Consider the following 23,435-nt stretch of genomic DNA (forward strand, 5'->3'; position numbering starts at 1 on the left):
TGGTATCAAGGGGCTCGGGGAATTAGCCGGTCCCAGTCGTCCGGGAGAGTGGGCACCGTCCAGGACGGATCGGGCCGCCACGCGGGCCAGTCGTCGCGGAACGGCGGCCCCCACTCCTCGATCACCGAAACCGCCCGAGCGCCCGCTTCCCGCACGCTTTCCGCCAGTTCCGGGCCGACCCATCCGTCGGCCTGCGCCTGGGTGAACTCGTCCACGTCGAGCCACCTCCAACTGCCGTCCGGATTGACCGCGATGTCCAGGAAGTGGTCCTGTGAATCGACACCACCCGACCAACGGCGATGCGGCGCCTCCAGGTTGACGTACCAGTTCTTGAACCGCCACTCGGGTCGCCAGAACAACCACACCGACCACGGATCGCCCGGCCGCGCCAGCTTCAGCACCCCGGTGCCCCACCAGCGTTCCACCGTGGTCGTCCTCGGCTTGCGGTAACGGGTGCGCAGCGGCTCGCGGTGCACGGGCGTGCCGTCGGCCAGCACCGGCTTGACGCACCGGGTCCCCGGCGCCATCCACACCGCGAGCAGCTCCGCGTCGTCGCGCACCACGGTCACCGGCCGGGCGATGTGCACCTGGTCGCCGTACCGCTCGCCGTTGCCCCGGTAGCGCCACAGGATGTGCGTGCCCGGCTCCCAGCGGGCGACGTCGTGCGGGCCGGTCAGGGCGTGAGCGTCGGCTGTCATGCACGGATCCTACGGAAGCCGGGCCGCGCGTGCGGCCCGGCTTCCGGGTGCCCGCACGGCTACGGGTGGGTCATCCGCAGCACGTCCAGCGCCTCGTCCAGCTGCTCGCGGGTCAGCTTGCCCTGCTCCACGTAGCCGCGTTCCTCGACGACCTCGCGGATCGTCTTGCGCTCCGCCAGCGACTGCTTGGCGACCTTGGCCGCCTCCTCGTAGCCGATGTACCGGTTGAGCGGGGTGACGACGGACGTCGAGGACTCCGCGTACTGCCGGGCCCGCTCCACGTTGGCCGTGATGCCGTCCACCGTGCGGTCGGCGAGCAGCCGGGAGACCGAGGCCAGCAACCCGGCCGACTCCAGGACGCTGTCCGCGATGACCGGGAGCATCACGTTCAGCTCGAAGTTGCCCGCGGCGCCCGCCCACGCGATCGTCGCGTCGTTGCCGACCACCCGTGCGGCGACCTGCGCCACCGCCTCGGGAATCACCGGGTTGACCTTCCCCGGCATGATCGATGAGCCGGGCTGGAGATCGGGCAGCGTGATCTCGGCGAGCCCGGCGCGCGGGCCCGAGCCCATCCAGCGCAGGTCGTTGACGATCTTCGTCAGGCCGACCGCGATCGTCCGCAGCTGCCCGGAGGTCTCCACCACGCCGTCCCGCGCGCCCTGCGCCTCGAAGTGGTCGCGGGCCTCGGTCAGCGGCAGCCCGGTGGTGCGGGTCAGCTCCTCGATGACGCGGGCGGCGAACCCGGGCGGGGTGTTGATGCCGGTGCCGACCGCGGTGCCGCCCAGCGGCAGTTCCGCCAGCCGCGGCAGCGAGGCGCGCAGCCGCTCGACGCCGTAGCGCACCTGGGCCGCGTAGCCGCCGAACTCCTGGCCCAGCGTGACGGGGGTGGCGTCCATCAGGTGGGTGCGGCCGGACTTCACCACGTCCGCGAACTCCCGCGCCTTGCGCTCCAGCGAGGCGGCCAGGTGCTCCAGCGCGGGGATCAGGTCGTGCACGACGGCGGCGGTGGCCGCGATGTGCAGGGAGGAGGGGAAGACGTCGTTGGACGACTGGCTGGCGTTGACGTCGTCGTTGGGGTGCACGCCGCGGCCCAGCCGCTCGCTCGCCAGCGTGGCGACGACCTCGTTGGCGTTCATGTTGGACGAGGTGCCGGAGCCGGTCTGGAAGACGTCGATGGGGAAGTGCGCGTCCCACCGCCCCTCGGCGACCTCCTCGGCGGCCCGCTCGATCGCCTCGGCGACCGCCTTGTCGACCACGCCCAGCTCGGCGTTGACCCGGGCGGCGGCGGCCTTGATCCGCCCCAGCGCCTCGATGTGCGCCCGCCGCAGCGTCCGCCCCGACACGGGGAAGTTCTCCACGGCCCGCTGCGTCTGCGCCCGCCACTTGGCCTCGGCCGGCACCCGCACCTCCCCCATGGAGTCGTGCTCGACCCGAAACCCGCCCGCGTTCACGTTGTCGTCGCTCATGCTTATGACAGTGCCCGCGACGGGCGATCTGTTCCCGGCGACCTCGATGGTCTCAACCCCGCGGAGGATCGGTCGCGGCCGCGTCAGACCTTTCTGACGACGATGCGGTCCGGAAGCAACTTCTCCAGATCGTCCACGTCGGAGGTGAAGACGGTGACCTGGCCTCGCTGCGAGAGCGCGACGACGGCGAGCATGGCGTCGATCGCGTACTTGTGACCGTGCAGGTTCGTGTCGCCCAACAGCCGACGGGCCCTTCGGGCCTCCTCCTTGCCCAAGCCGGCCACCTTGACGCGCGAGAGCACCCAGTCCCAGCGCTGTTCCGTGGTCCTGCCGTCGTACGCCTCGACCAGCGTCATGGGGGAGGTGACGACGTCAGCCTCTCCCCGTGCGGCGAGGTCGAGCCAGGCGATCATCGAGCGATCTCCGCGGACAGCGAGCGACAGCGCCTCGCAGTCCAGCACGAAGACGCGAAGCGGCTTCGCCTCGCGGTCACGCTTCGGGGTCACGCGGCCTCGCCGGCACGCTTGGCGGCGGCCTGGCGGCGCTCGTGCTCGGCGTCCAGGTCGTCCAGCGCGCCGTACGCTGCCGAGCGCTCGGAGTCGGTGACCGGCCCGTGTTCCTCCTCCAGCCACCGCACCAGCTCCAGGAGCCGGTCCCGGTCACGCTTCGAGCGCAGCGCCTCGGTGACGTAGGCAGAGATGCCTCGTTCGTCCGCCTCGGCCCGGATCTCGTCGAGGAGGTCCTCCGGGATGGTCACGGTCACTTTCCTGGTAGCCATACAGTGGACCATACTCGCCGTATGTCAGGCCTGCAATGGCGCGGACCTGGGCACCGCCGCCCGGCGCGCCCCCTCTCAGCCCTGCGACCGCACCGGAATGCTCGTGAAGGTCGGGGTCGTCGGGGCCGGGTCCTGGAAGAAGTCGTTGCCCTTGTCGTCGACCACGATGAACGCCGGGAAGTCCTCGACCTCGATCCGCCAGACCGCCTCCATGCCCAGCTCCTCGTACTCGACGACCTCGACCTTCTTGATGCAGTCCTGCGCGAGACGCGCCGCCGGGCCGCCGATCGAGCCGAGGTAGAAGCCGCCGTGGGCCGCGCACGCGTCGGTGACCTGCTGGGAGCGGTTGCCCTTGGCGAGCATCACCTTCGAGCCGCCCGCCGCCTGGAACTGCGCCACGTAGGAGTCCATCCGCCCGGCCGTGGTCGGGCCGAAGGAACCTGAGGCGTAGCCTTCGGGGGTCTTCGCCGGGCCCGCGTAGTACACCGGGTGGTCCTTGAGGTACTGCGGCATCTCCTCGCCCGCGTCCAGCCGCTCCTTGATCTTCGCGTGCGCGATGTCGCGGGCCACGACCAGCGGGCCGGTCAGCGACAGCCGGGTCTTGACCGGGTACTTCGTCAGCTCCGCGAGGACGGCGTCCATCGGCTGGTTGAGGTCGATGCGCACCACGTCGCCGTCGGCGGCCAGGTGCTCGTCGGTGGTGTCGGGCAGGAAGCGCGCCGGGTCGGTCTCCAGCTGCTCCAGGAAGACGCCCTCGGCGGTGATCTTCGCCAGCGCCTGCCGGTCCGCCGAGCAGGACACCGCGATCGCGACCGGGCAGGACGCGCCGTGCCGCGGCAGCCGCACCACGCGCACGTCGTGGCAGAAGTACTTGCCGCCGAACTGCGCGCCGATGCCGATCCGCTGCGTCAGCTCGAAGACCTTCTCCTCCAGCTCCTTGTCCCGGAAGCCGTGCCCGGCCGGCGAGCCCTGAGACGGCAGCTCGTCCAGGTAGTGCGCGGAGGCGTACTTCGCGGTCTTGAGCGCGTACTCGGCGCTGGTGCCGCCGACCACGATCGCCAGGTGGTACGGCGGGCAGGCCGCGGTGCCCAGTGAGCGGATCTTCTCCTCCAGGAAGCGCATCATCGACGCCTCGTTGAGGACCGCCTTGGTCTCCTGGAAGAGGAACGACTTGTTGGCGCTGCCGCCGCCCTTCGCCATGAACAGGAACTTGTACGCGCCGCCGTCGGTCGCGTACAGCTCGATCTGCGCGGGCAGGTTGGAGCCGGTGTTCTTCTCGTCCCACATCGTCAGCGGCGCCATCTGCGAGTAGCGCAGGTTGAGCTTGGTGTACGCGTCGTACACGCCGCGCGAGAGGGCCTCCTCGTCGCCGCCGGAGGTCAGCACGTTCTGGCCGCGCTTGCCCATCACGATCGCGGTGCCGGTGTCCTGGCACATCGGCAGCACGCCCGCCGCCGCGATGTTGGCGTTCTTCAGCAGGTCCAGCGCCACGAACTTGTCGTTGGGCGACGCCTGCGGGTCGTCCAGGATGCGGCGCAGCTGGGCGAGGTGGGACGGGCGCAGGTAGTGCGCGATGTCGTGCATCGCCTCGGCGGCCAGCTCGCGCAGCGCCTCCGGCTCGACCTTGAGGAACGTGCGGCCGTCGGCCTCGAAGGTGCTCACGCCCTCGGAGGTCACCAGGCGGTACGAGGTGGTGTCCTCGCCCAGCGGAAGCAGATCCGTGTAGGTGAACTCAGGCATGGTCGGCGGTGTCCTCACTCGGCGGCGTTGACGGCAGGACGACCAGCGTAGAACGGCCTGGCGGCGGCCGGGAAAGTTAGGTAAGGCTCACCAGCCGGACCGTCCGCTCCCGCGACCGCTCTGGTCACGATCTATCGCGTTTGGCTATCGTGGGGCCCGTGGACGAGTCGTCGCTCCAGAAGCGAGAGCAGCAGCCCAGTCAGCCCGCGCCCCGGCCGTTCGCCGAGGCGGACCTGAAAGCCTCCGACGCCGACCGCGACCGCGTCGCCGAGATCCTCCGCGACGCGCTCGCCGAGGGCAGGCTGACCCACGAGGAGCACTCGGAACGGATCGACGCCGCGTACTCCGCCCGCACCGTGGGGGAGTTGGAGCCGCTGGTCCGCGACCTGCCCGCGCACCGGCAGCAGGCCGCGCCGGGCCCGGCCCCCGCGCCCCGGCCGTGGGCCGCCGAGCCGACGAGCGACGAGGGCGTGCAGAGCCTGGTCGCGGTCTTCGGCGGCGCCACCCGCAAGGGCCGCTGGCGGGTCGGCCGCCGCACCAACGCGTTCGCCTGCTTCGGCGGCGTCGAGATCGACCTGACCGAGGCCGTCTTCGACCGCCGCGAGACGGTGATCCACACCCTCGCGGTCTTCGGCGGCACGGACATCAAGGTCCCGGAGAACGTCACCCTGCGCTGCACGGGCACCGGCATCTTCGGCGGCTTCGACGTCGAGACCCACGAGTCGGCCGACCCGGACGCCCCGGTCGTGGTGGTCACCGGGGTCGCGCTGTTCGGCGGGGTGAGCGCCAAGCGCAAGAAGGGCAAGCGGCTGAAGGCGTGGGGGCGCGGGGAGACCGCCCCGGGGGAGACCGGCGGCGCCTGACGGCGGCGGTCCGACGAGGGCGCCTGACGGCGAGGCCACGGACGGTTCGCGGGGCGGTCAACGGGCGGGGAACGGCGCGGAGTTGGCCCGCGCGCGGGGCCGCGCGCCGCGGTCCGCGTACTCTCCGCATGAAAGAGCGCACAGCGGGTAAGGCTTGGTGCACGTCTCTCGTGCGGCTGGGCGGGGAGAAACGGACGATGACAGCCGTGCGCAGCGGCGGGCAAGGGTGAACACAACGCCGAAGCCGTCGTCAGGAGTACCCCGTGCTGCAACCGATCGAGCCCCTCAGGGACGCGACCACACCCTCGTATCGTCACCACCGGGATCTGGCCGGCCCGTGGCACGCCGAGGCGGCGTGCCGGCGTGACGAGGCGGGGATGTTCTTCGCCCCGTCGAAGGAGCCGACCGCGGCGCGGCTGTCCCGTGAGGAGGCCGCGAAGCAGGTCTGCGCACGCTGCCCGGTGATGCTCGAATGCCGGGAACACGCCCTGCTCCAGCCCGAGCCGTACGGAGTGTGGGGCGGGCTGACCGCCGCGGAGCGCCGGGTCGTGCTGGCCCGCCGCCGCCGCAGGGACGCCGAACTCCAGCGCACCGCACAGGTCGCGGCGGTCGGCTGAGCCGCGCCGCGGGCAGACCGCGCACCAGCACCACGGGCAGGGGCCCCGCCGTACGTGACGGCGGGGCCCCTGCCCGTGGTGTGTCGTACGACCGCTGCCGGGAGGCGGGTCGCTCAGCGCGCGCGGTCGAAGTCGATCGCGCTGTACGCGCGCAGCTTGGAGAGCCGGTGCGTGGAGTCGATCTGCCGGATCGTGCCCGACTTGGAGCGCATGACCAGCGACGAGGTGGTCGCCGTCTCCGCCTTGTACCGCACGCCGCGCAGCAGTTCGCCGTCGGTGATGCCGGTGGCGACGAAGAACACGTTGTCGCCCCTGACCAGGTCGTCGGTGAGCAGGACGCGGTCGAGGTCGTGGCCCGCGTCGATCGCGCGCTGCCGCTCGGCGTCGTCCTTCGGCCACAGCTTGCCCTGGATCGTGCCGCCGAGGCACTTCATCGCGCAGGCCGTGATGATGCCCTCGGGGGTGCCGCCGACGCCCAGCAGCAGGTCCACGCCGGTGCCCTCGCGGCAGGCCATGATGGCGCCGGCCACGTCGCCGTCCGAGATGAACTTGATGCGCGCGCCGGTCTCCCGGATCTCCCGCACCAGGCCGTCGTGGCGCGGCCGGTCCAGCACGACCACGGTGACGTCCTCGGGCGCGCTGTTCTTCGCCTTGGCGACCCGGCGGATGTTGACGGACGCGGGCGCCGTGATGTCCACGTAGTCCGCGGCCTCCGGGCCGGTGACCAGCTTGTCCATGTAGAAGACGGCGGACGGGTCGTACATCGCGCCGCGCTCGGCGACCGCGAGCACCGAGATCGCGTTGGGCATGCCCTTGGCGTTCAGCGTGGTGCCGTCGATCGGGTCGACCGCCACGTCGCACTCGGCGCCCGAGCCGTCGCCGACCTGCTCCCCGTTGAAGAGCATGGGCGCCTCGTCCTTCTCGCCCTCGCCGATCACCACCACGCCGTTCATCGACACGGTGTGCACCAGGGTGCGCATGGCCTTGACCGCCGCGCCGTCGGCGCCGTTCTTGTCGCCGCGGCCGACCCAGCGGCCGGCGGCCATGGCGGCGGCCTCGGTCACCCGGACCAGTTCGAGCGCGAGGTTGCGGTCGGGAGCCTCGGGGCTGACTTCGAGTGGGGGCGGCAGGTGGTGGTGCTCGGTCATCGGAGCGCACCTTTCTGTACGGCGACGGCCGGATCAAGAGGGTGATGTGACTTTATCGGTCGCGCGCCGGTCTGAGCAGGGGGCCCTACACATGAGCACCGGTACCCGCCATCGGCCGCCCGTACCCGCCCGGCCGGGCCCGGGTCCCGGTTCCGCCCGACGCCACCCGGGACCCGTGGCACGACCCGCCGACGCCATGGGGGACGATAGGGGGCGTGGCAGGTATGCGTGGCAAGCAGACAGTGCGGGACATGATGCTCTCGATCCTGGTCATGGGCGTCGTCGTGGCGGGGCTCTACATCTTCCTGCCGCACGGCGGGACCGACCCGGTGAAGACCGTGAGCTACAACGTCGAGCTGGGCCAGGCGCGGCACGCCGCGCCCTACCCGGTGGCCGCCCCCGAGGGGTTGCCGAAGCAGTGGCGGGCGACCTCGGTGACGTACGACGGCTCCGACCCGAAGGCGAGCACCTGGCACCTGGGGTTCATCGACCCGCAGGGGCAGTACGCCTCGGTCGACCAGAGCAACGGGGCGGCCGGAGCCTTCGTCTCCACAACCACCCAGCAGTCCACCCGGCACGGCACGCAGACCGTCGCCGGGCAGACCTGGGACCGCTACACCGGTGGCCGCTACCAGGCGCTGGCCCGCACCGAGCACGGGGTGACCACGGTGGTGGACGGCACCGCGCCGTTCAGCCAGCTCGCCGAGCTGGCCGCCGCGCTGCGGACCTGAGGTCGCGGTCCCTGACGCGGCGGCGGCACCCGTGCCCTGACGCCGGTCCGGGGCTCAGACGGTGGTGACGACCTCGTCGAACTCCAGGCGCGGGGAGCGCGGGCGGAACGCGTCGTCGCCCGGCTTGCCGATGTTGACCACGGCCAGCACCGCGTGCTCGCCGTCGGCGAAGAACTCCTTGTTGACGCCCTCGGGGTCGTAGCCGGTCATCGGACCGGCGGCCAGGCCCGCGGCGCGCACGCCGACGATGAAGTAGCCGACCTGGAGCGCGGCGTTGAACGCGGCGGAGCGCTCGCGGACCGCGCGCTCGCTGAAGAAGGCGTCCTTGGCCTGCGGAAAGTGCGGGAAGAGCTTCGGCAGCTCCTCGTGGAACTCGTTGTCGGCGGCCAGGATCGCGGTCAGCGGCGCCGCGGCGGTCTTCGCCCGGTTGCCCTCGGACATGTGGCCGAGCAGCCGCTCGCGGGCCTCGGCGGACCGCACCAGCACGACCCGCAGCGGGGACTGGTTGAACGCGGTCGGCGCGTACTTGACCAGGTCGTACACGGCCTTCACCTGCTCGTCCGTCACCGGCTCGTCGGTGAAGGTGTTGGCGGTGTGGGCCTCGCGGAACAGCAGGTCCTGGGCGGCGGGGTCGAGAATGAGCGACATATCCGGACAACCTCATGGATATCGGACAACGCGGGGCGCGCGTGGTCGACGGGCAGTGTCATCCGGGACAACTTGCCTGAAAGTTCAACCATTCCTGAATCGGGTGTGACGCGCGCCACGTCGGCCGATTACGCGCCAAAACGCGGTGCGCTGTACGGAGCCGTCACGTGGGGCGCCACGCGTCACGTGGGGCAGGCCGTGGCCTACGACGCCGCGTCGCCTTCGCCCGTCCCGCCGTCCTCGGCGTCCCCCTCCTCGCCGTCCTCCCGCGCCAGCGCCGCGTCCAGCCGGGCGCGGGCGCCGTCCAGCCAACGGCGGCACACGCGGGCCAGCTCCTCGCCGCGCTCCCACAGGGCGAGCGACTCCTCCAGGGTCGAGCCGCCCGCCTCCAGCCGCCGCACGACGTCGATCAGCTCGTCGCGCGCCTGCTCGTACCCCAGCGTGTCCTGATCCGCCGTCTCCGCCGTGTCCTGATCTGCCATGGCGCAAGCCTAGGCGGAGGGTCCGACATCGCCGGTGACGCGGACCGCGAACTCGCCCTCGGCCACCCGCGCCCGCAGCGCGTCGCCGTCCGCCACCTCGCCGGCCGCCCGCACCACCGAGCCGTCCTCCCGCTGGAGCACCGCGTACCCGCGCCGCAGCGTCGCCGCGGGGGACAGGGCGACGACCCGGGCCAGGGTGTGCGCCAGGTCCGCGTCCGCGCGGTCCAGCAGATGGCCCAGGGTGCGCCGAGAACGCTCGGTGAGGGCGGCTACCCGCTCCTCGCGCTCCTCGACCATCAGGTGCGGCCGCTCCATGCAGGGCCTGCTCAGCGCCGCCCGCAGGCCGCGCTCCTCGCGGTCCAGCAGGTGCGTCACGGTGCGCAGCGCCCGCCCGGTCAGCAGCCGGATGCGCTGCTGCTCCTCGCCGACGTCCGGCACGATCTTCTTCGCCGCGTCGGTCGGGGTGGACGCGCGCAGGTCGGCGACGAGGTCCAGCAGCGGCGAGTCGGGCTCGTGGCCGATCGCGGAGACCACCGGGGTGCGGCAGGCCGCCACCGTACGGATCAGCTCCTCGTCGGAGAACGGCAGCAGGTCCTCCACGCTGCCGCCGCCGCGCGCCACCACGATCACGTCCACCTCGGGCAGCGCGTCCAGCTCCCGCACGGCCTCGACGACCTTCGGCACCGCGTACGCGCCCTGCACGGGCACGTTGCGCACCTCGAAGCGGACGGCGGGCCAGCGCAGCCGCGCGTTCTCCAGCACGTCGTGCTCGGCGGCCGAGGCGCGGCCGCAGACCAGGCCGATCAGCTGCGGCAGGAACGGCAACGGCTTCTTGCGCTCCAGCGCGAACAGGCCCTCGGCCGCGAGCGACTTCTTCAGCCGCTCCAGTCGCGCCAGCAGCTCGCCGACGCCCACCGGGCGTATCTCGGCGGCGCGCAGCGACAGCTGGCCGCGCGGCGCGTACCACTCGGGCTTGGCGTGCACCACGACCCGGGCGCCCTCGCTGACCGCGTCGGCGACCGCCTCGAAGACCGCGCGGAAGCAGGTCACGCTGATCGACACGTCCCGCGACGGGTCGCGCAGCGTCAGGAAGACCACCCCGGCACCGGGACGCCGCGACAACTGGGTGATCTGCCCCTCCACCCAGACCGCGCCCAGCCGGTCGATCCACCCTCCGATCAGCCGCGACACCTCGCCGACCGGGATCGGCGCTTCCGCGGACGTGGTGACAGCCATACGGGGAGGTTAGCGGCAGCCACCGACAGCGGACGGCAGCGCGGGGGGCCCGCCCGAAGGGCCGGGCGGGCGGCTTCGGGAGACTGGGCAGCGGCGTGGTGGGCGGGTTTGGGGGGTCGGGCGGCGGCGAGACGCGCGGGTTTGGGGCCCGTGCGGCGGCAAGGCGGGCGACTTCCGCGTGTCCCACGCCCGGTTCCTCCCGCTTGCGCCCCTACGTTGGTGGGGTGGACCAACCGCGCACGCGTACCCCGAACCCGTCCGGCACCTCCGGCGCGCCCCGTTCGGCGACGGCCGACGCCCGGCCCAGGCTGCCGCGCCCGACGGCACCCCGGTCGGACCGCACCCGCCGTTCGCCGCGCGCCGACGCGCCGCACGCGGGCCGGGCCCGGCGCGCCCCGGCCGCACGCGGCGCCGTCGGCCTCGGTGAGCGGCTGGGCAGGCTGGCCCGCCCGGACGCCAAGCTCACCGGCTTCGGCGCGGGCGTCGTCATCGGCGTGCTGACGCTGCTGGGCGGGGGGCTCAACGTGCTCTTCGCCGATCAGCCCGGCGCGTTCTTCGGCGTGGTCTTCGTGCTGGCCTCCGTGGCGGGCGCGTTGTGGGTACGGCGCGCCGACCTGGCCGCCGCGCCGGTCAGCGCGCCGATCGCGTTCGCCGTGGCGCTGGTGATCACCGGTGACGACGGGGGCGGCGGCCTCCTCGCGCATGCGGCGGCCACGGTCGCCGGCCTCGCCGAGCGCACCGGCTGGCTCTACACCGGAACCCTGCTGTCGGCGGCGGTCGCCGCCGCCCGCCACTTCGGGGAACGCCCGACGGAGGGGGCGGCGGCGCGACGGGCGCGGAGGCGCGAGCGGCCGTAGGCGTTCGCCGTCGTGGGGGCGGGGCGGCGCCCTGCGGCTCGGGCCTCCGCGGTCAGGCCCCCGCGTTCGGCTTGGTGGCCGCGTTCGGCGTGCTGGCCGCGTTCACGGAGAGGGGCGCGTGCGCGGTGCTCGGCGCGTTCGCCGTGCTCGTCGCGTTCGCCCGCAGGGAGGCGGCCATCGCCGCGCCGACGATGCCCGCGTTGTTCTGGAGTTCGGCGGGCACCAGCTCGGCCCTGACGCCCTCGATCAGCGGCAGGAACTTGTCCGCCTTGCGGCTCACCCCGCCGCCGATCACGAAGCGCTCGGGCGAGAAGAGCATCTCCACGTGCGCCAGGTACTCCTGGACCCGCCGCGCCCAGTGCTTCCAGCTCAGGTCGTGGTCCTCCTTGGCGCGGGAGGACGCGCGGTGCTCGGCGTCGTGGCCGTTCAGCTCCAGGTGACCCAGTTCGGTGTTGGGCAGCAGGCGCCCGCCGGTGAAGACCGCGCTGCCGATGCCGGTGCCCAACGTCAGCACGATCACCGTGCCGTCGATCCCGCGCCCGGCGCCGAACGCCATCTCGGCGGTCCCGGCCGCGTCGGCGTCGTTGATGAGGGTGACCGGCAGGCGCAGCTCGCGGGTGAGCAGGGCGGTCGCGTCGAGGCCGACCCAGTCGCGGTGCATGTTGGCGGCCGTACGGGTCACGCCGTCCGCGATCACCCCGGGGAACGTCACGCCGACCGGCCCCGACCAGCCGAAGTGCTCGACGACCTCCTTGACGGCCGCGATCACCGTGTCGGGCTCCGAGGGGTGCGGGGTGAGGACCTTGTGCCGCTCCTGGGCCAGTTCGCCGCGGGCCAGATCGACCGGGGCGCCCTTGATGCCGGAGCCGCCGATGTCCACGCCGAAGACTTGTCCGGAACTCATGCCCTCAACCTACGGCCGCCGGGCACGCCGGGCCTGCCGGAGGGGACGGATACGGCGGTTCCGCCACGTACCCGTACGGTCCGGTGCTTACGGGTCCGTAACGTGAGGGCGTATCCGCCAGGCGTCGGCGTATCCGTCAGGCGCCGGCGTATCCGTCAGGCGCCGGCGTATCCGTCAGGCGTCGTCGCCGGAAGGGGACGAGGCGGTCGTGGTCCCCGCCTGCGCTTCCGCGCGCAGGTCGCGGCGGAGCTCCTTCGGCAGCGAGAACTGGATGCTCTCCCGGGCCGACGTCACCACCTCGACGTCCTCGTAGCCGCGCTTCGCCAGCCACTCCAACACGCCCTCGACCAGGATCTCCGGGACGGAGGCGCCGGAGGTCACGCCGACCGTGCTCACGCCCTCCAGCCAGGCCTCGTCGATCTCGTCGGCGAAGTCCACCAGATGGGCGTCGCGGGCGCCCGCCTGGAGGGCGACCTCCACCAGCCGCACCGAGTTGGAGGAGTTCTTCGAACCGACCACGACCACCAGGTCGGCGTCCGCACCGAGCTGCTTGACGGCCACCTGGCGGTTCTGCGTCGCGTAGCAGATGTCGTCGCTGGGCGGGCTGACCAGGGCGGGGAAGCGCTCCTTGAGCTTGTCGACGGTCTCCATCGTCTCGTCCACCGACAGGGTGGTCTGCGACAGCCAGACGAGCTTGTTCTCGTCGCGCACGGACAGCCCGGCGACGTCCTCGGGCCCGTCCACCAGGTGGATGCGCTCGGGCGCCTCGCCCATGGTGCCGATGACCTCCTCGTGGCCCTCGTGGCCGATGAGGAGGATGTCGTAGTCCTCGGAGGCGAAGCGCTTGGCCTCCTTGTGGACCTTGGTCACCAGGGGGCAGGTGGCGTCGATGGACGCCAGCCGCCGCTGCGCCGCCTCGTCGTGGACGACGGGGGCGACACCGTGCGCGGAGAAGATGACGATGGCGCCCTCGGGCACCTCCTCCGTCTCGTCGACGAAGATCGCGCCCTTCTTCTCCAGGGTCTGCACGACGTATTTGTTGTGCACGATCTGCTTGCGCACGTAGACCGGCGCACCGTACTGCTCGAGGGCCTTCTCGACGGTGATCACGGCGCGATCCACGCCCGCGCAGTAGCCGCGGGGCGCGGCGAGCAGGACACGGCGGCGAGCTGAAGCAGTCATGGCACCCATCGTACGGGCGCGGTGCGGGCGGGGAGGGGGCGGCGGGGCGTGGCGCGAGGGGTGCCGCCGGGAGTGCGGAGGCGCGAGGGGTGCGGGGCGTGCCCGGTGCCGGACCTGCCGTGGCCGGCCCGCCGGAAGGCGAACTCCGCCCCTCCGCCCCAAGGCCCTAAACTGAGGCGTTGGTCCCCCATCCTCCTGCAACGGGAAGTCGTCACGTGTCGCTCACGATCGGAATCGTCGGCCTGCCGAATGTCGGCAAGTCGACCCTGTTCAACGCCCTGACCAAGAACGACGTGCTGGCGGCCAACTACCCGTTCGCCACCATCGAGCCCAACGTGGGCGTCGTCGGCGTACCCGACCCGCGCCTGGACCGGCTCGCGGAGATCTTCGCCTCGCAGCGCAAGCTGCCCGCGACCGTGGACTTCGTGGACATCGCCGGGATCGTGCGCGGCGCGAGCGAGGGCGAGGGCCTGGGCAACAAGTTCCTGGCGAACATCCGCGAGTCCGACGCGATCTGCCAGGTCATCCGGGCCTTCAAGGACGAGAACGTGGTCCATGTGGACGGCAAGGTCTCACCGAAGGACGACATCGAGACGATCAACACCGAGCTGATCCTCGCGGACCTGCAGACCATCGAGAAGGTCCTCCCCCGTCTGACCAAGGAGGCCCGCCTCCAGAAGGAGAAGGCCGCGCAGGTCACCGCGGTCGAGGCGGCGAAGAAGATCCTGGACGAGGGCCGCACGCTCTTCTCCGCGGGCATCACCGCGGGTACCGAGCAGGGCCGCCTCCTGCACGAGCTGCACCTGTTGACCACGAAGCCGTTCCTGTACGTGTTCAACGTGGACGAGGACGAGCTGGTCGACGAGGAGTTCAAGGACGAGCAGCGCGCGCTGGTCGCCCCGGCGGAGGCGATCTTCCTCAACGCGAAGATCGAGTCGGAGCTGATCGAACTGGACGACGACGAGGCGCTGGAGCTGCTCCAGTCCATGGGCCAGGACGAGCCGGGCCTCGCCACGCTGGCCCGCGTCGGCTTCGACACGCTGGGGTTGCAGACGTACCTGACCGCGGGCCCCAAGGAGGCCCGCGCCTGGACCATCAAGAAGGGTGCCACGGCCCCCGAGGCGGCAGGCGTCATCCACACGGATTTCCAGAAGGGCTTCATCAAGGCCGAGATCGTCTCCTACGACGACCTCCTGACCTGCGGCTCGGTAGCGGAGGCCCGAGCCAAGGGCAAGGCGAGGATGGAAGGCAAGGACTACGTGATGCAGGACGGGGACGTTGTGGAGTTCCGGTTCAACGTGTAGCTGTTCCGTCAGCCGCTGTTAGCGACTTCCTGAGATGCGGGTCGGAGGGGGGCGGACTCAGGCGAGTCCGCCCCCCTCCGCAAGCCGAGCTGTCGGGCTCCTACCGATACCGCTCACTCAGCATTCGCGTCGTGTCCGCGGCCGCCGAATCTGCTCGACCTTCAACGGCGCTTGCCGCTTCCTCGGTTGGGCGTCCTTGACGCCTCGCACCTGCGCAACGCCTCCCGGGCGACGGACTCGCCTGGGAAGTTCCTGCGCAGGGACGACAGGAAGATCGCTGAGGTTGTTCCGGCGATGCAAGGGGCGAGGAAGGGCAGGGCCAGTGGGGCCAGGATTCGCATCGCGCCGTAGCTGAACGGCGGGGTGGTCGCCGTCTGTGAGCCGGTTCCGTTGAGTTCCAACCTGCGCCAGAACTTGAGGAAGTACGCCACAGCCGGCGCCCACCAGATCGGTACGATCGCGATCTCCAGCGCCAGCGGGAGCCGCGCCTCCAGGAAGAGCATGACCGTGCACTCCACGGCGAGTACGTCCATCATCAAGGCGATCAGCAACCACACCAGCGCATACGGAATCCGGCGTGCCCAGTATCCGGCTCCCCGGTCCGCCCAGGTCTCGCCGACGACCCCGAGCTGAGGGCGTCCGCGGTGCTGCCGTGCGTACCCGTTGACCAGGACCTCGCGGCGCGCCGCCTGCCGCGTACCGCGCAACTCGTCCAGCGCCCACCGCCACTTCTCCCGCGACCGCCAGGAGAGCCAACGCGGGAAGTAGACGGCCTCTCGCTCCTCGGGCCGGTACAGCCGTTGGTACGCGTCGTGGCGAGCGCGCGGGTCCTGAATGCGAGAAGCAACCGTGAACCGGTTCTCTTCGGTCGTCATGGCTTCAGTGGAGCGATCAAGTGGTGGAGCTTGTTCAACTCGCCGGCCTCGGTGCCGAAGCGGTTTGCCATGGCCGTGGTGTCGGCGTGGACGACCTTGAAGTCGCCGCTCATCGGTTCACCATCGCTGTGACGGCGTGGACATTCGCAGCTGTCCAACGAGGCGTGCCCGCGTCCATGACGGGATCGATGCATATGCTTCGTGCGCCGTGGAGTTGGGCCAACCTGCTGAAGCCGATCGCCGGAAGTGCGATCCACGGCTGGTGCTCCCCGAGGGTGCTCACCAGGGCGTCGGGGCTGGTGAAGGCGATACCCACCTTTCCCCGGCCGGAGACCACCCGTAATTCCAGGTTCACACCCCACCGGTCACCTTCGCGCACCGGATGAGCGGGCACGCACAAGATGTCCGTGTCGCAAGGCAGTTCTGTCACTGATCTGGTCCCCCCGGGTCGGCCGTACGCCATGGACCGTATCGGAGGGGCGCGGAGTGGGATCCGTCGGGATCCGACGGGTGGGGTCCGAGGGATGGGATTCGGGGAGGTGGCGCGGGCGGCGGGCGGGCGGGTCGGAAATTTCTCGTGTCAGACGCCTGTACGGCCCGCGTTACCTGGGGGTAACTTTCGGCCGAAGCCGCTCTTCGGGCACATCACCCACGGGGGAGTCATGACCTCACGCGCCGCCGCACGCCGTCTTGCCGTTGCACTGGTCGCGGCTCTGGCCGTCAGCGCCGTACCCGCCACGTCCGCCTTCGCCGCGTCCCCGGCGTCCGCCGCCCCGGCCGCCGCCAAGGCATCCGCCTCCGACCCCTTCTACTCCTACGACGGCAGCGCACCCCTCGCCTCGTACCAACCCGGCGCCGTGCTCAAGCGACGTACGCTCAGCTACCACATCGTCGGGATTCCCACTCCCCTGACGGCTATTCAGCTGCTCTACCGGACCACCGACGCCCAGGGGCGCCCGGCCGCCAACGTCACCACCGTGCTGCGCAGCCTCACCGGGGACGGGTCCAAGGCCGTGTCCTACCAGTCGTTCTACGACTCCCTCAACCCGCAGGACGGGCCCTCGCGCGCCATCGCCGGTGACCTCACGCTCAACGGGATCATCCCCAACGCCGAGAACCTCTTCGTCGTCCCGCTGCTGGCCGAGGGCTACAACCTCGTCATCCCGGACACCGAAGGGCAGAGCGCCGACTTCGCCGCCGGGCCCGAGTACGCGACCAACACCCTGGACTCGATCCGCGCCGCCACCTCCGACGCCGCGAGCACCGGCATGGACTCCGCGACCCGCGTCGGCCTCATGGGGTACTCCGGCGGCGCCATCGCCACCTCCTGGGCGGCCGCGCTCGCGCCCTCCTACGCGCCCGACGTCAACCGCAGGCTCGTCGGATTCGCCGAAGGCGGCCTGCTCGTGGACGCGGCGCACAACCTCAAGTACGTCGACGGCTCCCTCGTGTGGTCCGGCGTCATCCCCATGGCGATCATCGGCGTGGCGCGTTCGTACGGCATCGACCTCAAGCAGTACATGAGCTCCTACGGCGTCCAGGTCTACGACAAGCTGGAGAACGGCGGCCTGCTCGACGCCCTCGGCCACTACCCGGGTCTGACCTGGGCCAAGCTGGCCCAGCCGCAGTACGCGAACCCCGACTCGATACCCGACTTCGTCAAGGCGGTGAACGCGATCAACCTCGGGTCGGCGGCCACCCCGACCATCCCCGGCCTCATCGCCGAGGGCGACGGCGGCGTCGTCGAGGGGACGTTCGCCAATCCCGCGGGCATCGGCACCGGGGACGGCGTCATGGTCGCCGGCGACGTCCGCGCACTCACCCGCCAGTACTGCGCCACCGGCAACCACGCCATCGACTACCAGCAGTACGACCTGCTGAGCCACATCACGACGGCCGCCGCCTGGGCCCCGGGCGCGCTCGGCTGGCTGAACGACCGCTTCGCGGGGAAGCCGGCCCCCTCCGACTGCGGCTCCATCGCCGCGGGCAACTCCCTCGCGCCCGAGGTGCCGACGTCGTGACCACGAGGCCACCGCACGGCTGATCCCTGGCTCGCGCCCACGGCGGTCCGCTACGTTGAACCTGCCGTGGGCGCAGGGCGTTGTCGGGACGCGGGGGGCCGGCGTGGTGGGCGATGTGGTGCCGTTGTGGACCTTCGGGCTGGCGTGCCTGCTGGCCGCGGTCGTCGGCGAGGCGCTGGAGGCCGGTGGTATCCGGATGCCCGCGCTGCAACGCAAGGGAGTCCGCATCGCCGTCGCGCTGGTCGGCGTCGTGGCGCTCGTCCTCGGACTGGTCGCGTTCCGCTCCGGGCACAGCTCCAACGAGTCCGGCCCGGCCCCCTCGACGTCGGCCTCGTTCCTGCCCCCGCCCGCCGTGAGCACCACGGCCCCCGCCCCGGTACCCTCCCCGACGCCGACGACCACGCCGCCCACGAACACCCCGACACCCACTCCCACACTCTTACCGCCGACCCCCACCACCGTCGCCGTCCGCTGGCAGGGAACGCTGGTGCTGGACGGCGACACCATGGAGACCGGCTGGGCGCTCGACTCCGTTCCGCCGTCCCGGGCCCCGCTCGGGGACCTCGGGCTCAGCTGCCTGCTGAGCTGTGACGCCGACGAACTGTCGGGCAACGCGCTCGTCGCCTGGACCGGTTCCGGGCTGCCGAGCCACGAGCAGTGCCGGGAACTGCTCAACACCCAGCTTGGCAACCGGCAGTTGGACGTGGAGGACGGCAGCGTCGGCTGCGTGGGCACGGAGGACCGGCGCGTCGCCCGCTTCAAGGTGCTCAGCGCGAACGGTGACCGCTTCAGCCTGGCCGTGACCGTCTGGCAGCTGCCCCCTGGCTGACACCCCGATCGGGACACGCCCCGGTCCGGCGGACGCCCGACTCCGGCCGACGCCCCCACCTCCCCGACCTCACCCCGCCGGGGATACTGGCGTGCGCGGGGGGATCGCGAGGACGAGGAGGACCGCGTGGGTGCCGAGGACGAGACGCACAGGCTCCGGGCCGGATCGTTCGGGACCGTCGCCGAGGAGTACGGGCGGCTGCGGCCCGCGCCGTGCGACGAGGCGGTGGAGTGGCTGGTGCCCAAGGACCGCCGCACCGTCCTCGACCTGGCGGCCGGCGCGGGCACGCTGACCGCGCTGCTCGCCGAACGCGTGCCGGAGGTCGTCGCGGTCGAGCCGGACGACCGGATGCGGGCCGTGCTCGCGGCACGCCGTCCCGACGTACGGGCGCTGCGCGGCACCGCCGAGTCGATCCCGCTGACCGACGGCCGGGTCGACGCGGTCGTCGTCTCCTCCGCCTGGCACTGGTTCGACGCGCCGCGCGCCGTGACGGAGATCGCCCGCGTGCTGCGGCCCGGCGGCACACTCGGCGTGGTGTGGAACGGGATGGACTCCTCCGTGCCCTGGGTCGCCGAGTGGCAGGCGGGCATGCGGTCCGGGAGGCCAGGCAACTCCGGCAACTCCGACGCACGCCCGCAGGAGCAGGGCCGCCGGTTCGTGGCGCGCGGTGAGCGGCTTCGGGAGGACATCGCGAGCGGCGGACCGCTGTTCGGCGAGGTCGAGCAGGCCACGTTCAGCTGCGTCAGGTCCGCCACCCCTGCCGACGTCGCCGCGCTGCTCGGCACGTACAGCAGGGTCATCCTCCTGCCCGAGGAGGAACGCCGCCAACTGATCGCCCAAGCCGAAGAGTTGCTGCGCGAGCGGCTGCCGGAGGGCGAGGAGACGCTTCGGGTGCCGTTCCGCTCGCTGTGCTGGCGTGTCACCCGCCTGTGACCGGTTCAGCGGACTACCCGGCCGCCTCCTCCAGCCGCAGCACCCGTTCCGCGTCCGGCGTCCTGGGGCAGGTCAGGCACGCCTCGGCGGCGGCCCCGGTCGCGTAGTACAGGCAGCACGACAACCGGGTGCGGGTGGGATGGCGGCGGCCCGAAGGGGCGCGCAGCGTACGGAAGTCGGCCGCGCCGGGCAGCGGGGGAGTGGCGCCGGGCAGGACCGCGGTGGCGGCCCGGATGCCGTCGCCCTCGTCGCCCAGCACCCGGCCGAGGTACCACAGGCCGGACGCCAGGTCGTCGGTGACCATGCCCCACAGCGTGCGCGCCCCGCGCCGGACCGCCGGGGCGAACGCGTCCAGCACCGGGCCGACGTGTTCGGCCACCGCCGCCCGCAACGCGTCACCGTCGCCCGGCCGGAACGTCACCTGGTCCACCCGCAGGGTGAAAGCGGCGGTGCGCGAGTTGACGTGCAGCGCGTCCCGGGGGATCCGCGGTACCTGGCCCGCCAGGTACCAGGGACCGCTGAAGAGCAGGCAGACCGACCACAGGCAGTGGTGCAGCACCCGGGACGCGGCCACGTCGCGGCGGGCGGCGGCCCCGTGCGCGGCGGCGATGCGCTCGCCCTCGCCGTCGATCAACGCGTCGATCAGCGCGTCGACCCGCGCGGGGATCAGACTCTCGGCGGCCTCGTCAACTCCACTGCCGCGCCCGGCCGTTCGCGTGCTATGAACGGATGGCACGGACGTCACGGCATCGTCCTCAGCCAGCGTCACCGCCAGTGGCTCGCACAGCCGTACGAGCCGGTGGTACGTGTCCGGCGGCGACGCCGGGGCTTCGGTGGTGCGGGGAGGCATCCGGTCTCCATCGTGAACGGGCCGTGCGGGAGCGTTGGTCATGCGGAAGCTGGTTCTGCGGTACGGGGGCATGCGGAACGGGGCCACGCGGCCCGCTCGTGTCACGACGGCGCGCGCGTGACCACCGTAACTTGAAGACTTAGGTATACCTAACCTAAGTTGATCGCATGTCGCGGCTCCCCGCCCTCGCGGTCCTCGCCCTCAATCCCACGGACTCCGTCACCCACGGATTCCTCCCGGCCGCCGCCCGGCTCGGCCTGGACGTCACCGTGCTGACCGAACCGCGGTACGTCGCCGCGCACCGCGACGCGTACGCCGGGCAGGACCGGTTCGACGCCGGGCGGGTGGCGGTCGCGCCGTGCGAGGTGACGGACTTCCGCGAGGTCGTGGCGACGCTGGCCCGGCAGCCCGCGCCGGACGCGGTGTTCAGCAACAGCGATCACCTCCAGACGCAGGCCGCGCTGGCCGCCGAGTGGTTCGGGCTGCCGGGCAAGGACTGGCGGGCGGCGCTGCGGGTGAAGAACAAGGCGCACATGCGGCGCCACCTGGCGGACCGTGGCGTCGACACCGTGCGGTCGGCGGAGATCGCCGCGGGCGGTGACCCGGCGGACCTGCTCGCCCCCGACCTCACCTACCCGTGCGTGCTCAAGCCGCGCGAGGGCGTCGCCAGCGAGGACGTCGTGCTCGCCGCCAACGCCGAGGAGCTGTGGAAACGGGCCACCGAGACGCAGGCCCGGCGGCCGGGGGCGGCACTGGTGGCCGAGGAGTTCCTCCCCGGCGACCTGCGCACCCTGGAGACGCTGGGCGACGCCCACGGCACCTGGCACGTGCTGGGCGGCTTCCGCACCCGGCTGTCCCCGCCCCCGTACTTCATCGAGGAGGGGCTGACCTGGGAGCCGGACCCGGACCGCGCGGTGACCAGCCAGGTGCTGGCCCAACTCGACGCGCTGGGCGTGGCGTTCGGGATCTGCCACACCGAGTTCGTGGTCGACGGAGGCGGGCGGGCGCGGCTGGTGGAGGTCAACTACCGTGCCATCGGCGACCAGTGCGACCTGCTCCTGGCCGACCTGCTGGAGGTCCCGGTGTTCGAGCACGTGCTGCGCACCCACCTCGGTGAGCCGCTGCCCCGCGACCTCGGCGCCCGCACCGGCGCCCGCGCCCGGCAGGACACCCCGTGCGCCGACCGTCCGGGAACGCTGACCGCCGCCCCGCAGGCGTGCGAACGCACCGTGGACGGCTGCGCGTTGACGTACCGGCCGCTGCGCGCGATCGGCGAACGGCACGAGCTGTACCACACCAACCGCGACTACCTCGGCGTGCTGCGGGTCGTCGGCGCCGAGCAGGAGGCCGTGGACCGGGTCGCCGAGGACTTCCTGGCCGCGCAGCGCTGGGAGATCACACCGTGAGCGGCCCGGATCCGGCCGCGGACCCCGAGCCCTCCTTGCTGACGCGCGTGCTGGACGCGCTGCTGCGGGAGGACGTCGGGGGGCTGCGCACCCGGTCGGCCGAGGTGACGCGCGCGGACGGGCGCTGGCTGGTGGTGCCGGGGCCGGACGGCGGCGGTGACGCGCTGGCGCTGCCGGTCACCCGGGACGGCTTCCAGTGTGAGGACCGCGCCCGGCTGCCGCTCCTGCGCCGCGAGCCGACCACCTACGGCGCCGAGCCGACCACCTGCGGCGCCGAGCCGACCGGCGCGCGACCCGCCCACTGCGAAGACCTCACCACCTGCGACGCCGTGCTCGCCGCGCTGCGCGAACGCGCCGACGCTCCCGACCGCGCGGGCTTTGACGCGTACGCGGCGGAATGCCGTCAGACGCTGGAGACGATGCGGCTGCACGACTCCGTGCGCGACGACACCCACCACCGCCTCGCCCTGGCGCACGGCGACGATCCCGCGCACTGGCGCGGTCCGCTCGGCGCGCTCGCCCTGGACGCCCTCGCCGCGTTCCACGACCACCCCGTCTACCCGACCGCCCGGGGCCGCGCGGGCCTGGGCGAGTGCCAACTGCGGGCTTTCGCGCCGGAGTTCCTGCCCGCCTTCCGGCCGCGCTGGGTCGCGTTGCCGAAGGACGCGGTCGTGGCGCACGGCGTGACCGCACACCGGGTGTGGCCGACGCCCGCCCGGCTGGGGCTGCCGGAGCTGGACCGCACCCATGTCGCGCTTCCCGTCCACCCGTTGACGAGGGCCCAGGAACTGCACGAGGCGTTGCGCGAGGCCGGGCTCGCCGACCACGCGGTGCTCGCCCGCCGCCCCCACCTCGACCTGCGGCCCACGCTGTCGATGCGCACCGGCGCCGTGGCCTGCGACCCGTACACCCACCTGAAGCTGCCGCTCGCCACCTCCACGCTCGGCCTGCTCAACCGCCGCACCATCAAGCCCGGCACGCTGGTGGACGGCGCGGTGTGCCAGCGGCTGCTGGAGGCGGTGATCGCGCGCGAACCGCGCTTCGAGGGCGTGGTGCTGCTCGCCGACGAGACCGCGTACGCGCACGCCGGGCACCCGTTGCTCGCGGTGCTGCTGCGCACCCTGCCGGCCGGACTCGACGACGCGGCCGTGGTGCCGCTGGCCGCGCTGCTCGCGCCCGCGCCGGGCGGGCGGCAGGTGATCGACCACCTCGCCGGCCACTGGTTCGGCGGCGACCCGCTGGCGCTGCTGGACGCGGTGCTGCGGCCGCTGTTCGACTGGCAGACCACGCTGTACGGCTACGGCATCGCGCTGGAGTCGCACCAGCAGAACGTCTCCGTGGTGCTCGACCGCGACGACGCGGGCGCGGTCCGGGTCCGGCTGCTGCTGAAGGACAACGACGGCCCCCGCGTCCACACCGAACGGCTCGCCGCCACCCTCGGCGGTCCGCCGCCCGCCTTCGACGACCCGCGCGTGCTCGGCGCGGACGACGACGCGCTCGCCGCGCTGTTCACCACGATCACCGTCCATCTGTGCGCGGGCGCCTACGCGTTCGGGCTCGCGCGGGCGGGCCGGGTGCCGCTGGACGCCGCGCTGGCGGTGGTACGCGACCGGCTCGCGGAGGCGATCGGACGGATGCCGCAGAAAGCGGGCCGGGCGCTGCGCGCACGCACGCTGGACGCCGCGCGGCTGCCGGTGAAGGCCATGGTGACCGCGGGCACCCTGCGCACCAAGGAACGCTCCGGGGCGGCCGACATCAACAAGCACTACACGACGGGCCCGAACTACCTTGTGAGGTCCGCGCGTTCGTGACCACCCGCCGCCGCGCCGCCGTACTGCGGGAGCGCATACCCGGGCGTCCCACGGAC

The 23,435-nt window shown here is 72.4% G+C and carries 24 protein-coding genes; 10 read left to right on the plus strand and 14 right to left on the minus strand.

Annotated elements, in window-relative coordinates:
- Window positions 1–5: 5 nt before the first annotated feature.
- The 5 genes from fomD to K7472_RS04365 form a co-directional block, all read right to left on the minus strand.
- Complete coding sequence (gene fomD, locus K7472_RS04345) at window positions 6–698, minus strand: cytidylyl-2-hydroxypropylphosphonate hydrolase (protein ID WP_222974010.1); 693 nt, start codon at window positions 696–698, stop codon at window positions 6–8.
- Between the two features lie 59 nt (window positions 699–757).
- Window positions 758–2,164: a class II fumarate hydratase gene (locus K7472_RS04350; RefSeq protein ID WP_222974012.1), complete on the minus strand. Its 1,407-nt coding sequence runs from the start codon at window positions 2,162–2,164 to the stop codon at window positions 758–760.
- A gap of 83 nt (window positions 2,165–2,247) precedes the next feature.
- Complete coding sequence (locus K7472_RS04355) at window positions 2,248–2,670, minus strand: PIN domain-containing protein (protein ID WP_222974014.1); 423 nt, start codon at window positions 2,668–2,670, stop codon at window positions 2,248–2,250.
- Window positions 2,667–2,942, minus strand: coding sequence for a ribbon-helix-helix domain-containing protein (locus K7472_RS04360; RefSeq protein WP_222974016.1), 276 nt, complete (start codon window positions 2,940–2,942; stop codon window positions 2,667–2,669). The genes K7472_RS04355 and K7472_RS04360 overlap by 4 nt, the downstream gene beginning before the upstream one ends.
- 75 nt (window positions 2,943–3,017) lie before the next feature.
- A complete protein-coding gene (locus K7472_RS04365) occupies window positions 3,018–4,682 on the minus strand; it encodes a fumarate hydratase (RefSeq protein WP_222974018.1) in 1,665 nt (554 codons plus the stop codon).
- Between the two features lie 158 nt (window positions 4,683–4,840).
- On the opposite strand from K7472_RS04365, the gene K7472_RS04370 reads away from it, so the two are divergent.
- Complete coding sequence (locus K7472_RS04370) at window positions 4,841–5,545, plus strand: DUF1707 SHOCT-like domain-containing protein (RefSeq protein ID WP_222974020.1); 705 nt, start codon at window positions 4,841–4,843, stop codon at window positions 5,543–5,545.
- Between the two features lie 263 nt (window positions 5,546–5,808).
- Window positions 5,809–6,162 carry a WhiB family transcriptional regulator gene (locus tag K7472_RS04375; RefSeq protein ID WP_109451706.1) on the plus strand — a complete coding sequence of 118 codons (354 nt, stop codon included), beginning with the start codon at window positions 5,809–5,811 and terminating at the stop codon, window positions 6,160–6,162.
- Window positions 6,163–6,275: 113 nt separating this feature from the next.
- On the opposite strand, the gene glpX is transcribed toward K7472_RS04375, so the two are convergent.
- Window positions 6,276–7,310: a class II fructose-bisphosphatase gene (gene glpX / locus K7472_RS04380; RefSeq protein ID WP_222974022.1), complete on the minus strand. Its 1,035-nt coding sequence runs from the start codon at window positions 7,308–7,310 to the stop codon at window positions 6,276–6,278.
- 224 nt (window positions 7,311–7,534) lie between these two features.
- On the opposite strand from glpX, the gene K7472_RS04385 reads away from it, so the two are divergent.
- The gene (locus K7472_RS04385; RefSeq protein WP_222974385.1) at window positions 7,535–8,041 is read left to right on the plus strand and encodes a DUF4245 domain-containing protein; all 507 of its coding nucleotides are present in this window, start codon (window positions 7,535–7,537) and stop codon (window positions 8,039–8,041) included.
- Window positions 8,042–8,095: 54 nt separating this feature from the next.
- Here K7472_RS04385 and K7472_RS04390 read toward each other — a convergent pair whose 3' ends face one another.
- The 3 genes from K7472_RS04390 to xseA all read right to left on the minus strand — a co-directional run bounded on the left by K7472_RS04390 (window position 8,096) and on the right by xseA (window position 10,407).
- Window positions 8,096–8,689, minus strand: a complete 594-nt coding sequence (locus K7472_RS04390) for a malonic semialdehyde reductase (RefSeq protein ID WP_222974024.1) — start codon at window positions 8,687–8,689, stop codon at window positions 8,096–8,098.
- A gap of 203 nt (window positions 8,690–8,892) precedes the next feature.
- Window positions 8,893–9,171 carry an exodeoxyribonuclease VII small subunit gene (locus K7472_RS04395; RefSeq protein ID WP_222974026.1) on the minus strand — a complete coding sequence of 93 codons (279 nt, stop codon included), beginning with the start codon at window positions 9,169–9,171 and terminating at the stop codon, window positions 8,893–8,895.
- A 9-nt stretch (window positions 9,172–9,180) separates the two neighbouring features.
- Window positions 9,181–10,407 carry an exodeoxyribonuclease VII large subunit gene (gene xseA / locus K7472_RS04400; protein ID WP_222974028.1) on the minus strand — a complete coding sequence of 409 codons (1,227 nt, stop codon included), beginning with the start codon at window positions 10,405–10,407 and terminating at the stop codon, window positions 9,181–9,183.
- 224 nt (window positions 10,408–10,631) lie between these two features.
- On the opposite strand from xseA, the gene K7472_RS04405 reads away from it, so the two are divergent.
- Entirely contained in the window at window positions 10,632–11,264 is a 633-nt protein-coding gene (locus K7472_RS04405; protein ID WP_222974030.1) for a DUF6542 domain-containing protein, read from the plus strand.
- Between the two features lie 52 nt (window positions 11,265–11,316).
- On the opposite strand, the gene ppgK is transcribed toward K7472_RS04405, so the two are convergent.
- Together ppgK and K7472_RS04415 are read right to left on the minus strand one after the other, a co-directional pair.
- Window positions 11,317–12,168 carry a polyphosphate--glucose phosphotransferase gene (gene ppgK / locus K7472_RS04410; protein ID WP_222974032.1) on the minus strand — a complete coding sequence of 284 codons (852 nt, stop codon included), beginning with the start codon at window positions 12,166–12,168 and terminating at the stop codon, window positions 11,317–11,319.
- A gap of 174 nt (window positions 12,169–12,342) precedes the next feature.
- Window positions 12,343–13,359, minus strand: coding sequence for a 4-hydroxy-3-methylbut-2-enyl diphosphate reductase (locus K7472_RS04415; protein WP_222974034.1), 1,017 nt, complete (start codon window positions 13,357–13,359; stop codon window positions 12,343–12,345).
- A 206-nt stretch (window positions 13,360–13,565) separates the two neighbouring features.
- Between K7472_RS04415 and ychF the strand changes: the two genes are divergently transcribed.
- Window positions 13,566–14,654, plus strand: coding sequence for a redox-regulated ATPase YchF (gene ychF, locus K7472_RS04420; RefSeq protein ID WP_222974036.1), 1,089 nt, complete (start codon window positions 13,566–13,568; stop codon window positions 14,652–14,654).
- 161 nt (window positions 14,655–14,815) lie between these two features.
- On the opposite strand, the gene K7472_RS04425 is transcribed toward ychF, so the two are convergent.
- Both K7472_RS04425 and K7472_RS33640 read right to left on the minus strand, forming a co-directional pair.
- A complete protein-coding gene (locus tag K7472_RS04425; protein ID WP_222974038.1) occupies window positions 14,816–15,529 on the minus strand; it encodes a hypothetical protein in 714 nt (237 codons plus the stop codon).
- A 109-nt stretch (window positions 15,530–15,638) separates the two neighbouring features.
- Window positions 15,639–15,992 (minus strand): SAV_915 family protein, encoded by a 354-nt coding sequence (locus tag K7472_RS33640; protein ID WP_372457907.1) that lies wholly within the window; start codon window positions 15,990–15,992, stop codon window positions 15,639–15,641.
- Between the two features lie 199 nt (window positions 15,993–16,191).
- Here K7472_RS33640 and K7472_RS04430 point away from each other — a divergent pair, with 199 nt between their 5' ends.
- The 3 genes from K7472_RS04430 (at window position 16,192) to K7472_RS04440 (ending at window position 19,312) form a co-directional block, all read left to right on the plus strand.
- Window positions 16,192–17,550, plus strand: a complete 1,359-nt coding sequence (locus tag K7472_RS04430) for a lipase family protein (protein ID WP_222974040.1) — start codon at window positions 16,192–16,194, stop codon at window positions 17,548–17,550.
- Window positions 17,551–17,653: 103 nt separating this feature from the next.
- Window positions 17,654–18,379 carry a hypothetical protein gene (locus K7472_RS04435; RefSeq protein ID WP_222974042.1) on the plus strand — a complete coding sequence of 242 codons (726 nt, stop codon included), beginning with the start codon at window positions 17,654–17,656 and terminating at the stop codon, window positions 18,377–18,379.
- Between the two features lie 126 nt (window positions 18,380–18,505).
- Window positions 18,506–19,312 carry a class I SAM-dependent methyltransferase gene (locus K7472_RS04440; RefSeq protein WP_222974045.1) on the plus strand — a complete coding sequence of 269 codons (807 nt, stop codon included), beginning with the start codon at window positions 18,506–18,508 and terminating at the stop codon, window positions 19,310–19,312.
- Between the two features lie 13 nt (window positions 19,313–19,325).
- On the opposite strand, the gene K7472_RS04445 is transcribed toward K7472_RS04440, so the two are convergent.
- Window positions 19,326–20,162: a (2Fe-2S)-binding protein gene (locus K7472_RS04445; RefSeq protein WP_222974047.1), complete on the minus strand. Its 837-nt coding sequence runs from the start codon at window positions 20,160–20,162 to the stop codon at window positions 19,326–19,328.
- A gap of 167 nt (window positions 20,163–20,329) precedes the next feature.
- Between K7472_RS04445 and K7472_RS04450 the strand changes: the two genes are divergently transcribed.
- Together K7472_RS04450 and K7472_RS04455 are read left to right on the plus strand one after the other, a co-directional pair.
- The gene (locus K7472_RS04450) at window positions 20,330–21,568 is read left to right on the plus strand and encodes an ATP-grasp domain-containing protein (RefSeq protein WP_222974049.1); all 1,239 of its coding nucleotides are present in this window, start codon (window positions 20,330–20,332) and stop codon (window positions 21,566–21,568) included.
- Complete coding sequence (locus tag K7472_RS04455) at window positions 21,565–23,379, plus strand: IucA/IucC family protein (protein WP_222974051.1); 1,815 nt, start codon at window positions 21,565–21,567, stop codon at window positions 23,377–23,379. The genes K7472_RS04450 and K7472_RS04455 overlap by 4 nt, the downstream gene beginning before the upstream one ends.
- Window positions 23,380–23,435: the final 56 nt, after the last annotated feature.

It is taken from the genome of Streptantibioticus parmotrematis (assembly GCF_019890615.1).
GTDB classification, from domain to species: domain Bacteria; phylum Actinomycetota; class Actinomycetes; order Streptomycetales; family Streptomycetaceae; genus Streptantibioticus_D; species Streptantibioticus_D parmotrematis.

Excerpts from the sequence above, each read along its gene's own strand:
- fomD (WP_222974010.1), bottom strand. The coding sequence starts at position 698 with ATGACAGCCGACGCTCACGCCCTGACCGGCCCGCACGACGTCGCCCGC.
- K7472_RS04350 (WP_222974012.1), bottom strand. The coding sequence starts at position 2,164 with ATGAGCGACGACAACGTGAACGCGGGCGGGTTTCGGGTCGAGCACGAC.
- K7472_RS04360 (WP_222974016.1), bottom strand. The coding sequence starts at position 2,942 with ATGGCTACCAGGAAAGTGACCGTGACCATCCCGGAGGACCTCCTCGAC.
- K7472_RS04365 (WP_222974018.1), bottom strand. The coding sequence starts at position 4,682 with ATGCCTGAGTTCACCTACACGGATCTGCTTCCGCTGGGCGAGGACACC.
- glpX (WP_222974022.1), bottom strand. The coding sequence starts at position 7,310 with ATGACCGAGCACCACCACCTGCCGCCCCCACTCGAAGTCAGCCCCGAG.
- K7472_RS04385 (WP_222974385.1), top strand. The coding sequence starts at position 7,535 with ATGCGTGGCAAGCAGACAGTGCGGGACATGATGCTCTCGATCCTGGTC.
- K7472_RS04390 (WP_222974024.1), bottom strand. The coding sequence starts at position 8,689 with ATGTCGCTCATTCTCGACCCCGCCGCCCAGGACCTGCTGTTCCGCGAG.
- K7472_RS04395 (WP_222974026.1), bottom strand. The coding sequence starts at position 9,171 with ATGGCAGATCAGGACACGGCGGAGACGGCGGATCAGGACACGCTGGGG.
- xseA (WP_222974028.1), bottom strand. The coding sequence starts at position 10,407 with ATGGCTGTCACCACGTCCGCGGAAGCGCCGATCCCGGTCGGCGAGGTG.
- ppgK (WP_222974032.1), bottom strand. The coding sequence starts at position 12,168 with ATGAGTTCCGGACAAGTCTTCGGCGTGGACATCGGCGGCTCCGGCATC.
- K7472_RS04415 (WP_222974034.1), bottom strand. The coding sequence starts at position 13,359 with ATGGGTGCCATGACTGCTTCAGCTCGCCGCCGTGTCCTGCTCGCCGCG.
- K7472_RS04425 (WP_222974038.1), bottom strand. The coding sequence starts at position 15,529 with ATGACGACCGAAGAGAACCGGTTCACGGTTGCTTCTCGCATTCAGGAC.
- K7472_RS33640 (WP_372457907.1), bottom strand. The coding sequence starts at position 15,992 with ATGGCGTACGGCCGACCCGGGGGGACCAGATCAGTGACAGAACTGCCT.
- K7472_RS04430 (WP_222974040.1), top strand. The coding sequence starts at position 16,192 with ATGACCTCACGCGCCGCCGCACGCCGTCTTGCCGTTGCACTGGTCGCG.
- K7472_RS04445 (WP_222974047.1), bottom strand. The coding sequence starts at position 20,162 with ATGCCTCCCCGCACCACCGAAGCCCCGGCGTCGCCGCCGGACACGTAC.
- K7472_RS04450 (WP_222974049.1), top strand. The coding sequence starts at position 20,330 with ATGTCGCGGCTCCCCGCCCTCGCGGTCCTCGCCCTCAATCCCACGGAC.